Annotated in this window: 10 protein-coding genes and 1 pseudogene; 1 reads left to right on the top strand and 10 read right to left on the bottom strand. The window is 46.3% G+C overall.

Features of this window, described 5'->3' with window-relative positions; genetic code table 11:
* Positions 1 to 23 precede the first annotated feature (23 nt).
* Positions 24 to 878 carry a polysaccharide lyase family 20 protein gene (locus FEN17_RS06360; protein ID WP_138364437.1) on the top strand — a complete coding sequence of 285 codons (855 nt, stop codon included), beginning with the start codon at positions 24 to 26 and terminating at the stop codon, positions 876 to 878.
* Between the two features lie 20 nt (positions 879 to 898).
* Here the strand turns inward: FEN17_RS06360 and FEN17_RS06355 are convergent, their stop codons facing one another.
* From FEN17_RS06355 to FEN17_RS06310, 10 genes and pseudogenes are all read right to left on the bottom strand, one after another.
* Positions 899 to 1,396 carry a serine O-acetyltransferase gene (locus FEN17_RS06355; RefSeq protein ID WP_138364436.1) on the bottom strand — a complete coding sequence of 166 codons (498 nt, stop codon included), beginning with the start codon at positions 1,394 to 1,396 and terminating at the stop codon, positions 899 to 901.
* Between the two features lie 32 nt (positions 1,397 to 1,428).
* Positions 1,429 to 1,584, bottom strand: a pseudogene (locus FEN17_RS27965) (DapH/DapD/GlmU-related protein); the annotation flags it as partial.
* A 344-nt stretch (positions 1,585 to 1,928) separates the two neighbouring features.
* Entirely contained in the window at positions 1,929 to 2,885 is a 957-nt protein-coding gene (locus tag FEN17_RS06345; RefSeq protein WP_138364434.1) for a glycosyltransferase family 4 protein, read from the bottom strand.
* A gap of 4 nt (positions 2,886 to 2,889) precedes the next feature.
* Positions 2,890 to 4,086, bottom strand: coding sequence for a glycosyltransferase (locus FEN17_RS06340; RefSeq protein WP_138364433.1), 1,197 nt, complete (start codon positions 4,084 to 4,086; stop codon positions 2,890 to 2,892).
* Positions 4,083 to 5,240, bottom strand: coding sequence for a glycosyltransferase (locus FEN17_RS06335; RefSeq protein WP_138364432.1), 1,158 nt, complete (start codon positions 5,238 to 5,240; stop codon positions 4,083 to 4,085). Before FEN17_RS06335 ends, FEN17_RS06340 begins: the two co-directional genes overlap by 4 nt.
* Positions 5,230 to 6,177 (bottom strand): glycosyltransferase family 2 protein, encoded by a 948-nt coding sequence (locus tag FEN17_RS06330; protein WP_138364431.1) that lies wholly within the window; start codon positions 6,175 to 6,177, stop codon positions 5,230 to 5,232. The genes FEN17_RS06335 and FEN17_RS06330 overlap by 11 nt, the downstream gene beginning before the upstream one ends.
* A complete protein-coding gene (locus FEN17_RS06325; protein WP_138364430.1) occupies positions 6,174 to 7,376 on the bottom strand; it encodes a hypothetical protein in 1,203 nt (400 codons plus the stop codon). The genes FEN17_RS06330 and FEN17_RS06325 overlap by 4 nt, the downstream gene beginning before the upstream one ends.
* A 7-nt stretch (positions 7,377 to 7,383) precedes the next feature.
* Complete coding sequence (locus tag FEN17_RS06320) at positions 7,384 to 8,727, bottom strand: flippase (protein ID WP_138364429.1); 1,344 nt, start codon at positions 8,725 to 8,727, stop codon at positions 7,384 to 7,386.
* A 93-nt stretch (positions 8,728 to 8,820) separates the two neighbouring features.
* Positions 8,821 to 11,178: a GumC family protein gene (locus FEN17_RS06315; protein ID WP_138364428.1), complete on the bottom strand. Its 2,358-nt coding sequence runs from the start codon at positions 11,176 to 11,178 to the stop codon at positions 8,821 to 8,823.
* A 176-nt stretch (positions 11,179 to 11,354) separates the two neighbouring features.
* On the bottom strand, positions 11,355 to 12,239 hold the full coding sequence (locus FEN17_RS06310) for an alpha/beta hydrolase (RefSeq protein WP_138364427.1): 885 nt from the start codon (positions 12,237 to 12,239) through the stop codon (positions 11,355 to 11,357).
* Positions 12,240 to 12,291 lie beyond the last annotated feature (52 nt).

Raw genomic sequence — 12,291 nt, 5'->3', positions numbered from 1 at the left:
AAGGAAAATTTAATACAATACGCATGCTGAGAATGGTAAGAAAAGCAAATGGCATAGCTCTCCTGATTGGTTTGATCGCAGCCATCAACTCCTGTAAAAACCCTGACGTGGAAGTAAAGGAGCCCGTGGACCCCGATCTGATTGAAGCAGACAGCTTTTTGCTGGCTTACCATAGTTTTGAGTCGGGACTGGGAAACTGGTTCGAGTCAAGCACTTGCTGCAGCTGGTCCGCCGCGACTACCACCGAAATCAAAAGGGCCGGCAATCATTCCGCCCGTTTTGAACTCAGAAGAAAAGATTCCATGTACGAGTACCAGGCGCAGCTCGCCCGGGCTCCGAACAAAAACAAGGAAGGCTGGTTTGGCTTTTCGTTATACTTTCCCTCCACATTTACCCCTGACTCCCTCGAAGAAGGCATTGTCCACTGGCAGTCCCTGCCCGATTTTGCGATGGGCGAGGAGTGGAGAAGCCCACCTTTGCTGCTCGGCGTGCTCCGCGACAGCCTCGTGCTGGAAATCAGAACTGATCCTAAGCAAGTTACCAAACAAGGTGATGGCACATTTACCCGCATCACCCTGGGTAAACTGGATAAAGATAGCTGGCTCGACTGGGTATTCCACATCAAATGGGCCTATGACGAAACCGGTGTCCTGGAAGTCTGGAAAAACGGTGTACCGATTGTCAGCAGGCTTCACCACCCTAATACTTATAATGATGTAAAATTTCCTTATGTCAAGATTGGTGTAGGAAAATGGGATTGGGCTACTGCTTCAACAACCATAAGCCCACTCATCAGCGAGCGCGTCGTATACATTGATGAGGTCACGATTGGAAAAGAAAATGCCAGTTTTGATAAAGTAAAACCGGGTCGTAAATAAAGAAAGTACCGCTCGTTTATCTACGAGCGGTATTTTACAATTCTTGCCGGGTTACCTACAACAATCGCATTGGCAGGTACTTCTTTCGTAACTACACTCCCTGCGCCGATGATGGCATTATCGCCGATCCGGATCTTGCCAAGAATGCAAACCTGCGCGCCAATCTCCACATTATCACCGATAATCGGGCAGTCGGATTTCACATCCCCTTTGTTGCCCAGCGTCGTCGTATGCCTCAGCAGGACATTTTTACCGATCACCGTATGCTTGTTGATTACCAGACCGGCACCATGAAAAACCTTCAATCCGCGTCCCACCACCGTATCATACGGGATTTCGATACCAAAAACCCACTCGATCCAGAACTTGTACAATCCCAGATAGGGCGTTAAAATGATTTTAGCGGCTTTGTTGCGGGTTGCCAGACTGGCCAGCCTGAATGTGAAAGTCAGGATTTTACCTTTGGTGTAACCGCGGTTTCTTTCCCAATCCTGGGTAATATGCTTGTAAATGCTCATACAAATCCATTTAATTGCTCCGCTTCCTGCTTGCGGTATCTGATCACTTTTGCAGGAACTCCTCCGACAATCGCGTAAGAAGGGACATTTTTTGTGACAACCGCGCCAGCGCCCACAATTGCGCCTTTTCCGATAGTAATGCCCGGCATCACGATCACATTGCGCCCGATCCAGACATCGTCCTCAATAATCACAGGATCAGCCTTGGTCGATCCCTGTTTAATTATCGGAATATCGGTTGACTCAAAATGATGGGTCACGGCCATCATCGACACATTCTGGGCGATCAGCACATAGTTTCCGATACGTGCCGATTGGATATATACGTCTTCGTTAATCTGGCAGTGATCGCCGATTGTCAGGATGTCGCGCATGCCGAACCGGAAGCCGGTTTGGATGGTCGTGTTTTTTCCTACCACAATTATTTTTCTCAAAATCCCGACCCTGAGTGCATTGAAAATGCTGCCCAAAGGAAAGTAGCTGGAAGGTAAGTTCTTGATAATGAAATAATAAATGATCAGCAGTAGCTTCCTCATACCAATTGTTCGTAGAGTTTGTATACCGTTTTGGAAACATTCTGCGCATCGAGCCCGATTTTCACAAGATGTTCGCGGCCATCCGATTTCCGGTTTTCCGGCGGCAGGCTGGCAATCCTCTTGGCAGGCAAAACAAACTCTTCAGGATCAAAAGAATCGATCACGTAGCAATTCACCACATTACGCAGCAAATCCTTTACATCGCCTACGGCAGTTGAAATAATCGCCTTGTTGCACGCCAGTCCCTCTTTTACGATTTGCGGCGAGCCTTCGATGGTCGAGGTCATCAGCAGCAGGTCGATTTTGTTCAGGTTGGCAACCACGTCGTCGCGCTTCATATTGTGAAATTCAATCACCTCCACCTCGCAATAGGTCCTCAACCGGTCCACGATTTCCTGGAACAGCTTGTAGTTTTTTTCCGGCCGCGCCTTGTTTCCGGGGAAGCCGATCGTGAATTTTTTATTGACCGTTTTTACAGGCGTCTCCTTGAAATAATCCAGATCTGTCCCACAAGGAATTTTCACCAGTTTCTCTTCATGCTCGGCCAGCATCCGGATCATATCGTCATTTAAAACGATCACTTTCTCCACATTCCGGATCACCGAAAGCGTAATGTTCTTTTGCAGCAAATGATTGATATACCCCTTTTTCTGAAACAATTCGCCGCTGTGCAAGGTAACCACAACCGGGACCTGCGGTTTGTAAAACATCAGAAAAAGCGCAGACAGGCCATAATGAACATGTATTACGTCAAACTTTTTCGTATTCACCAGACTCCTGATCTCGCTAATACTTTTGAAGTAGTTCCATTTGCTTAATCGTCCATTGATAAAATAAACCTCGTTTTCAACCGGAAACTGGCTTTGGATCGCATCAATTTGCTCGCGTACGTGGATCCCGAAATAGATATAATCGGGGACCGGGTACATATTCGTAATGTATAAGACTTTCATTGGATTACTGTTCAATTACTTCCTTGATTTGGAAAAGCGCCTCCCACTTGTCTGCGATGCGCCCGATCTCATATTTTTTACTCGTTTCAAGGCAGGATTCGGCCATTTTGTTGCGGATATGGGCGTCGCGCATAAGTGTCAGCATCCGGCCTGTGAACTCCGTAACATCGTTATTTTCAATGATAAACCCGTCGCGGCCATCAGAAATCATATCCCGTGCGGCGGAAAAATTGTTGCAAACGACTGGGACAACACCGTTTTGCTGCGCTTCCAGGATGGTCATCGGCAAACCTTCCCAAATCGAGCTCATCATGAAAATCCTGGCCTGCTGGTAAAATTGCAGCACATTTTTCTGTTTCCCCAGAAAATGCACGTTTCGCAGCCCGTGCTGCTTCACAAATTCTTTGTAAGCTTTTTCGTCCGGTCCCTGGCCAACGATAAACAGCTCCCACGAATTTCCGATTGTTTCCTGCAATGCTTTCCAGACTTTCAAAGAAAGCGAAATCTGTTTGTGATCTTCCAGCAACCGGCTCACGATCAGCACAATGTTCTTCTTTTTGCTTAAATTCACCTCCACCTGGCCCGGGTAGAATGTCAGCGGATTGGGAATGCTCAGCAGCTTAGCGCCCTCATCTTGAATGTCGTATAGGCTAATAAACTGCTCGCGGTAATTGTTGGAAAGCAAAACAAACTGATCAACCGAATTGTATACCCGACGGAAGCGAATTTTATACGGATTGTGAAAAGGATACACCGCCGCCTTGACCGCATTCTTCGCTAAGTGCAAATAAAACCCCGGATCAGACAGGCGAATGTGGGTCGGATTTTGGATCTTCCAATAGTCAGGATTTGAGTGCAGGAAAAATAATATGGGCGATTTTGGATAAGCTTCTTTCAGCGATTCAAAAAGTTGCAGAAAATGGGGCAGGATTGTGTGCTGGGCAATAAAAACGTCAATGTTATTTTTCCTGACAAATTGAAATACCTGATCCTCAAACTGCTCGTAAGGCTCGTTCAGCGAGACTTTCAATTTCTGCCGTTTGCTGTAATCAGGATTGTCAGTCAGGTAAAAAAGATAAAAACACTGATGTCCGCGACGTGTCAATTCTTTCGAGATGAGATCGGTTACACGTGGTACGCCGCCATCTTCCGGAAGAATCGAATGTTGCAGGAAGAGAATATTTTTACTTCCGTTTTTCATTTCACGGCGCTATTCGTTTGCATTACCTGGTTAAACATTTGAATATAATTATTTGCAATCGCGCGGTCGGAATAGCAGGTGTCATTGATTTTCGCCATACTGTTCCGGATTCGGTCGTAATCATCTTCATGATTTTCGAGTCGCGCTATCATCACTCTTTCCAGATCTTCTACATTTTCGGACTGAAATACAAAAGCATTCTTTCCCTCATACACTTCATCCGTGAATCCTTTCAGATCAGAAACAATTGCCGGGACGCAATATTGAAATGCTACCTTGATCGCGCCGCTTTGCGAAACTTCTTTATACGGGAACACCATGTAGTGACTTTTGGCCAAAAGATCTGGAATTTCGGAATTATTCAGGAGCCGGATGTCCGATTCAAAAATTTCGGGATGCCGCATTCTTTCCTGATAAAATTCCCAGTTCGTGCAGGAGCCATTGATCGAAACTTTAAAATTCCGGTAACCTTTTTCGTAAAGATTATCGGCGGCGTCGATCAGTAATTCCAGGTTTTTGTTACTGTTAATCGTTCCGAAAAATAGAAACACGACGTGATCTTTTGGTTTCTGCGCTTCGCTATCTCCAAAATCTTTCAGTGCCAGCGGGATCGTAAATACATTCTTATCCGGATAGGCATTTTTGAAAACCGTCGCCTGGGATTTGGAGAACATATTAATGTATTTCAAGTGATCGTATGCCAGTTTGAAAACCATTTTAGATATAAACGGCATTCTGAAACTCGGCTTTACGTCTCCGTCATGCGCCGTAGCGATCACTTTTTTCTTGTTCAACCGAAGATACAATGCCAGCGAAAATGGACTGGTCGGCGCATCATTAATGTAGGTAACATCAGGCTTCGATTTTTTTATTTTCTGCAAAACCTCGTCGTAGAAATAAAGCATTTTAATGTTCCTTGCTCGCCATTTCCAGTAGAGAAATTCCATGTTAAGTCCGGAAAGTTGACGGAACTTGGAGAAATCATTTTCAGAAAACCGCGCGCGATTGGCCGGCAATACCAGGATCCAGTGAATGTCAAAATATTGCAGCAACTGTTGAATGATCCCGTAGTTATTATCACAGTCGATAAAATAATCGGCGGTAACCCAGGTAATCCTTGGTTTTTTCGAATGCAGGGCTGGCTTATTGCTCATATTTGTATTTTCTTTTTTCCCTGAAACTCAAAAGGAATGCGTACAACAGTTCGTCAATTTTCAGGTTATATTTTTTCCTTAATCCAAACCATTTTGGTGCAGAGCTGAAAAGGCTTTCGGGGGATGTATAAATCGTCCGGATTTTCTTTTTCTGGATAAATTTCCGCAGCTCTTTTTTGATGTTTTTTAAAAGGATCTGATCCGTCGGATTCTCGGGATTACGTTCAGTGAATTTCATCAGCCACTGATGTTCCTCCATGATCGCATTCATTTTCAGGTCGACGCTGCCACTGGTGGAAATTGTCTGCCGGCTTTGGCGATACATGAAAACCGGCTTATTGGTATGTGCGATTCCATTTTCCATCGCGCCGATATAAGCCGAAATATCGTCCGAAGCCCAGGCAAGCGGCAGCTTGAAAAAACCACCATTCCGGTTCAATGTTTCGGTGCGGTATACATAATCCGAGATAAAGAATATCCGATTGGCTTTCATTCTTTCCAGCACTGAATCATAAACAGATTCAAACTCCGGTCGTGGCTCGGTAAGCCACTGTGGTTCAGAACTTTCGTTAATGACCAGTGTGCGACAATGATAAATATTGCAGGCGGGAAATTTAGTAATCAGCTTACTGAATTCTTCCAGATAATCGGGGCACATTTTATCATCGTCGCCCATCAGAATAAAATATTCGCCGGTTGCATACGATAAACATTTATTCCAGTTATCCACCACATTCAGTGCGCCAAAATTCTTGTCGTTTTTATAATACCGGATCTTCGGTGAGTTGTAGCCCAAAACAATTTCTTCAATGTTTTGCGGTGAGGCGTCATTCACAATGATCAGCTCAAAATCCTGTTCGGTCTGGCCCAGAATGCTGTCGATACATTCACGCAGAAAGGACGCTTTGTATGCCGGTATGCCGATGGAAAATTTCATGAATAGGAGATTTGTACGGTCTGATAATTCGCATATTTCATCATTACCTGGTAACCATAAATGACGAAAATGTTGGCGATCAGAAAGTTTAAAGAATATAAATAGTCGGAGGTGAAGCTCGTCAGCAGGATCAGGAATGTATAGTAGCGCAGGTAAATAAATTCCGGCGGCACTTTGATAAAAATGCTTTTGATAAAAATATAAGCGTAAGCAATTACCGGCAAGATCCCGAACATGACGAAAAAGGCAATGATACCCAGATCGGAAAGAAAATAGCCGTATTTGTAGCCGAGGTTTAAATGGAATTGTCCGTAGTTGCTGGAATTGTTTGGGAACCCATTTCCAAAAATGGTACAGAAAATATTAGGCGAAAAATCGCCCACAAAATATTCCGCTGCCAGCAGCCGGATATACTGTCCGCCCTCCGAAGCCGTTTCAGCCGATTTATCCGCCAGACCCGTAGCGATTGGATTTTCAATGTTGAAAAAAGCAAGTACTGCTAATCCAAATAAGCCGACCACCGCCAGCTTTTTTCCAATCGAAGCGTCTTTTAAAAAGTGAAATAAGGTAATGATTAAAATGGCCAGGATACTTTGGCGTGTTACCTGCAAAATCACCGCCGTGATACCCAGCAGCATGAACAGAACATATAGCCACTTGCGCGCGGCTTGCCCGGTGATTTTCGTCAATGCAATAAAATAGGCGAGGTAAAAAATGCCGCCGCCGGGAAAGTCGATCCGGATCACGCCGCGATCTTCCTTGAATTCTTCTTTGAAACCAAACAAAACAGTATCGTTTCTATAAAACTGGTAGAAGAATAAAACCAGATAAAGGAAGCCGTAAATGATGACGATCTTCTCAATTTTTTCCAGATCATATTCAATGTGATCCAGGTACAGAAATACAAACCAGGTAATGTAAGGGATAATGCTGACGCTATTAACTAGCGACTGGTCCCAGAAAAGATAGCAGGTCACATTGGAGAATATGATCGCAATGCCGATCAGCTTGATAGGTAAGGTAAATCCGAAATTCTTTTGAAAAATATAGGGAACCGAAATGACCACCGCGCCGAGCAAAAAAGCGTAGCTCAAATTCTTCGCAATTCCCTGGTGCGCGAAGGCCGCAGAGAAAAAGTTTAGCGAAAAGATCACTAAAAAGAAGACAAATAAGTCGTTGCGTTTTTCGGTTGTTAGCATCCTGACATTATCCGCGTTTGCGGGTCTTTTTCAAAATTGTATTCACCATCGGCGTCGCGTATTCACGCAGCAGTGAGGTATTGAAATATTTAAAATTGATCGGGTTGATCCCGCTTTTTCTGAGCACCAGGTACATGCAAATGAAAATGAACATTTCCGTGCAAAGCATATTCACAGCCGTGCCCAGGTAACCCCAGTATCTGATAAGAATTAAATTGGTTGTCACACTGAAAATTGCCGCAGCGGCTGTCACTTTCAGGAATTGTTTATCCATCTGCAGGTTCACCATGATCTGGATTCCCAGCACATTGTTAAGCGAAAACAGCAGCGGCACCAGCGCCAGCAGCTGGAAAACCAGTGCCGAAGGTTCGAATTTCGCGCCGTAAAAAATGACAATCATCCACGGCCCAAGCGTTACCATAATTAAAAATGCCCCGCCCAAAAACAGCGCAATAAGTGGAATGATCTTCTGCGCCACCTCGATCCCATGCTCTTTTCCTTCCTTAAATGCCTTAGCCACAAAAGGATACAGCGCCTGCGCCAGCGGCATCGTCAGCACAGACTGTGCAATGATGATCAACCGCTGCCCGGCGGTGAAATAGCCGACCTGCTCGGAGTTGGCATATAAGCCCAAAATCACGGTGTTCGTACCCGAGTAGAGATTGACGAAAACGAGCGAAATAAAGATGGTTTTGTCCTCCGAAAGTACCTGGAAAATCCGCGAAATGTTGAGTCGCTTCAAAGTAAGGCCATATTTGTTTTTGGCCCAGAAGAAAGAACAGAGCGCAATCGCCCCCTGGATAACCCCGATCAGCAGCGGCTGCCAGATGTAATCCTCCGGCTTGCGGACGGCGATCAGGATCGCGATGGTGAAAAGCAGCCGGCTCACAAAATTCAGCAGCGCCACTTTGGAAAGGTCCTGCATGGCCTGAAAAAGCCAGTTTTGCGTAAACAATGTGCTGAAACACAAGAGGTAGGAAAACAAGAACACCATGTAATTCTTCCTGAACTCCGGGATCGAAACGAGCAGCACGGCAAATGCAATCGTGGAAACCAGAAACAGAAAACATTGCGTGTAAAATACTTCCGTAAAAACCGTATTCCGGTGATCGCGGTTGTCTAAGTCCTTGATAATCCTCCGCGAAGCGCTGAATTCGAAGCTGTAACTGATGATGAGGGTAAAGTAGGAAATGAATGCAGCGGCGAAATTAATGATCCCGTAGTTGCCGGGCCCGATGATCCGCGACACCACCGGCACCGAAATGAGCGGCAGGACATAAATGGCAACCTGCACGACCGTCAGGAGAAATACATTTTTTGCCAGTTTGCTTTTCGCTTGAATTGTTTCCACTTACTGAATAAAATAAAGGCCGGTGCGCATGATGCTCCCCTTAAACCGGGCCGGTTGTACAAGTTTGATAAACGTCTTGTGGTTGGGTGTCAGTTAAAAGCGGTCAACAAAATCGTGAATGGTAGAACTGAGGCTCCGGGGTTTCGATTGCCCGTAATAGTTCTTGTCGTAAGTATAACCGTAACCATACTTGTTATTTTTTACGCCATTGAAGACAAAATTCACTGATTTAAAATGATTTTGTGCAACCAGCTCTTTCACAAATTCGAGTTCTGATTTCCGCGTGACACCCTGGCGGAGCACATATAATGTCACATCCGCAATGCGGCCGAGAATGATGGCATCGGGCACCAGCTTCACCGGTGGGCTGTCCAGAATGATGTCGTCGTATTTGAATTTCAAATCTTCGATCAGCTCAGCGAGTGTGGAAGTTTCGAGTAGTTCGGAAGGCAGCTCTGCCGGAGAACCGGCGCCGATCACTTCCACTTCGGGTTGCGTATCGGATAGCTGAACGATTTGTTCGAAAGATGCATGACCATTTAAATAATCACTGATACCAGGCCGGTCCGGGTTGATGCCGAAAATTTTCGCCAGCTGCGGCCTGCGAAGGTCAAGCTCCACGACGATCGTTTTTCTTCCCGCATTGGTCAATGTCATCGCCAGATTGCTGCTGACAAAACTTTTTCCCTCGCCGGAAATCGTCGAAGTGACCAGGGTTACCCTGCCTCTTTCTTTATAATTATGCAGCTGGTACATCCTGATCCGCAGCGCGCGAAGCTGCTCGCTGATCATTCCGTTGGCCAGTTTCGGCAATGTTCCCGATTGACTTAAATGTTCGTAAGGTAACTCCGAAATCATATTGAGTTCGAGGTTTTCCTTGATTTCCTGAGGGGTAGCGATCCGGTTTTTGATCAGGTCACGGATAAAAATGAAAATAGCCGGCAGCGCAAAAGCCATCAGCAAAGCCACCGCGATCGCGAATGTTTTAAATCCATTTTTGGCAGAGGCAATGTAAGCCGAATCCACCACGCGTTCATCGGCAAAACCGGAAGCGTAGCTGACCGACATCTCCTCGCGTTTTTGCAGCAAGTAAGTGTACAAATTTTCCTTTGTCGCCTGCTGCCTTTTAATGCTGATCAGCTCGCGTTCCTGCACCGGAATGTTGCGGATTGAGGAGGAAAAGTTCGACCGGATCGATTCCAGCTTGTTTTTGGTATTTAACAAAGTGCTTTTGATCGTCACCACATTATCGGCAATCGCCGCTTTCGTGGAAGTGATCTGCCGGTTGATAGGCTCAAAAGCCGGGTTATGTTCCGGCGTGGTGGCCAGCTGCTTTTCGCGGAGCAAGGTCAGTTCCGTCAGCTTTTCGATCAGGTTACTCAGCCTTTCATCTTTGATACCAAATGAAGTAGGCAGGCTGGCCGAAGATGAACCGTTGGAACGCAGATAACGCTCAATTCCTTCGATCACGCTCAGCTGCACATTGGTTTCGTTCAGCTGAATGTCGTTAAACTGGTTGTTTTCAAGATTGATTTTCGAACCCGCCGCAATGTCCGTCAGGCCCTGGCTGCTTTTGTACCTTTCAATTCCTTTCTCAGCAGCATTCAATTCAATCACCAGCGACGCAATGCGCTGGTCGAGGAAGTCGAGGGTATTTTTGGTCTGCCTGTTTTTAACCGACGACGCCAGTAAATTATAATTGAGGATCAAAGAATTCAGGATATCCTTGCCGCGCTGCGCATTGTCATCATTGACCGATAAAACCAATGTAGTCGACAACTTATTAGGCAGGGAAATGCCGATGGTTTTCTGGTACATCAGTGCCAGCTTGTCAGGATCATTGACGGTTACCTGTATTTCAGCATTGTGATATTGCCCCAATTTGTTGGTAGGCATCAGCTGCCAGGTACCAAAACCATTGTGCAGCTTCGTACCATACTTAAACCCGCGGTACTCGCCGCTCGGCATTTTTACATAAAAAGTAGTCGCATCGCCGGTACGGATCTGGACCTGCGCATTTTCATAATTGCCCGAAGCATTGAGCAAAATAAGTTTGAAAGGACTTTCGGAATAAATATTCTTCGGCTTGCCGTCCTGGATCAGGTGGTAATCCGTCGCCAGATGCAGATCGGAAACCACGCGGTCGATCAGCTGCTTGGATTTGAAAATTTCTATTTCGTTCTCAATAAGCTTTGCCGGGTTGATCTGGTCAATTTCCCGGAGCGGCGCCGATTGGTTGGGGATCTTTTTTTCGTCCTGGATCAGCAGTGAAGCCTTTACTTCGTATACCGGGACAACCTTTTTGAGATAAAAATAAAGGCAGGTAAATGAAAAAGCAAAACCGACAAGAAAGAGCGGCCAGTGGTACAGATACTTTTTTAATATCCCGGCCCAATTGCTGTTTTTGCTCTTGTTATCCGGAATTTTAATTGTTGTAAACTGCGGAGTCATCTTTATAACGTTAAGTAACGAGGAGTCCCTTTTATGTTTGCCTTAAACAACCGAGGAGTGATCAGGGCACTTTGCCAGTCTAATCACATTCAAACATAAATCAAGAATCGAAATACATCGATATTTTTGGGACGACCCGCCCGGATTACGGGGTAAGCGCTGAGAAAAATGCAATCTCAGTGCTTCTTGTCAAGGTACCCGTTGTCCGCCAGCCAGTCCGCCATCCGCTGCGGCCAGGACTTGATACTTTGCAATTTTGAGCGGTTGCCCATGTTGAAGCCGTGGTCGCCTTTGGTGAACATATGTGCTTCCACAGGACGTTTTGCCGCCCGGTATTTCATGAGCAGATCGGCCGTCGTCACGCCGCAGCAGGGGTCATCATTGGCAGCGAGGAGGAACGCCGGCGGCGCATCCTGCGGTACTGTTTCGGGAATTCCCAGCGGGCCGGGGTAGATCAGCATTTGAAAATCCGGCTTGCCGTCGAGCTGGTCAATCGGATCTTTTGCCGCCGCGTCACCTTTGCCCGACGCGTACGCCACGGCTGCAACTACCTCACCACCAGCTGAAAAGCCCAGCATTCCTACACGCGCAGGATCAATGTTGTATTCTTTTGCAAGGCTACGTACCTGGCGCATGGCACGCAAAGCATCTTCCCGCGGCGTTTTTTCCAGGGAGTAAGGTGAGCCGTCTTCGCGGGGCAGGCGGTATTTCAAAACAAAAACCGTGATGCCCAACTTGGCCAGATATTCTCCCGGCTCGCGGCCTTCGGCATTGTAAACCAGCAGCCGGAACCCGCCGCCCGGACAAACTACCACCGCGGTACCATTGGCCGTACCCGCCGCTGGCAAGATCACTTCGAGCGACGGATTATTTATATTCTTAACCCAATAGTCTTTAGCGGATTCAGGCTCCGTGCGGCGGCTCTCAAATCCCGGCGCGCCCTTTTCCCAGAGCGGGATAATCTTATTTTGCTGTGCAGTACTAATAGTACAAGTCAATGTGAGCAGCGCGAGCAAAAGCGCGGGTGCGAAAAGAAATGCAGGTTTGGAAAAACGCCTCATAAAATGCTGGGATTGAATGTCCGGTTTGCATGGGATAAGCCTTGCCGATTAG

Origin of the sequence: Dyadobacter luticola (assembly GCF_005860805.1) — a bacterium.
Taxonomy (GTDB): Bacteria; Bacteroidota; Bacteroidia; order Cytophagales; family Spirosomataceae; genus Dyadobacter; species Dyadobacter luticola.
Note: the sequence above shows the minus strand (reverse complement) of the source record. Positions and strands in the feature narration are given on the sequence as shown.

Excerpts from the sequence above, each read along its gene's own strand:
- FEN17_RS06315 (WP_138364428.1), bottom strand. The coding sequence starts at position 11,178 with ATGACTCCGCAGTTTACAACAATTAAAATTCCGGATAACAAGAGCAAA.
- FEN17_RS06330 (WP_138364431.1), bottom strand. The coding sequence starts at position 6,177 with ATGAAATTTTCCATCGGCATACCGGCATACAAAGCGTCCTTTCTGCGT.
- FEN17_RS06335 (WP_138364432.1), bottom strand. The coding sequence starts at position 5,240 with ATGAGCAATAAGCCAGCCCTGCATTCGAAAAAACCAAGGATTACCTGG.
- FEN17_RS06340 (WP_138364433.1), bottom strand. The coding sequence starts at position 4,086 with ATGAAAAACGGAAGTAAAAATATTCTCTTCCTGCAACATTCGATTCTT.
- FEN17_RS06355 (WP_138364436.1), bottom strand. The coding sequence starts at position 1,396 with ATGAGCATTTACAAGCATATTACCCAGGATTGGGAAAGAAACCGCGGT.
- FEN17_RS06325 (WP_138364430.1), bottom strand. The coding sequence starts at position 7,376 with ATGCTAACAACCGAAAAACGCAACGACTTATTTGTCTTCTTTTTAGTG.
- FEN17_RS06345 (WP_138364434.1), bottom strand. The coding sequence starts at position 2,885 with ATGAAAGTCTTATACATTACGAATATGTACCCGGTCCCCGATTATATC.
- FEN17_RS06360 (WP_138364437.1), top strand. The coding sequence starts at position 24 with ATGCTGAGAATGGTAAGAAAAGCAAATGGCATAGCTCTCCTGATTGGT.
- FEN17_RS06310 (WP_138364427.1), bottom strand. The coding sequence starts at position 12,239 with ATGAGGCGTTTTTCCAAACCTGCATTTCTTTTCGCACCCGCGCTTTTG.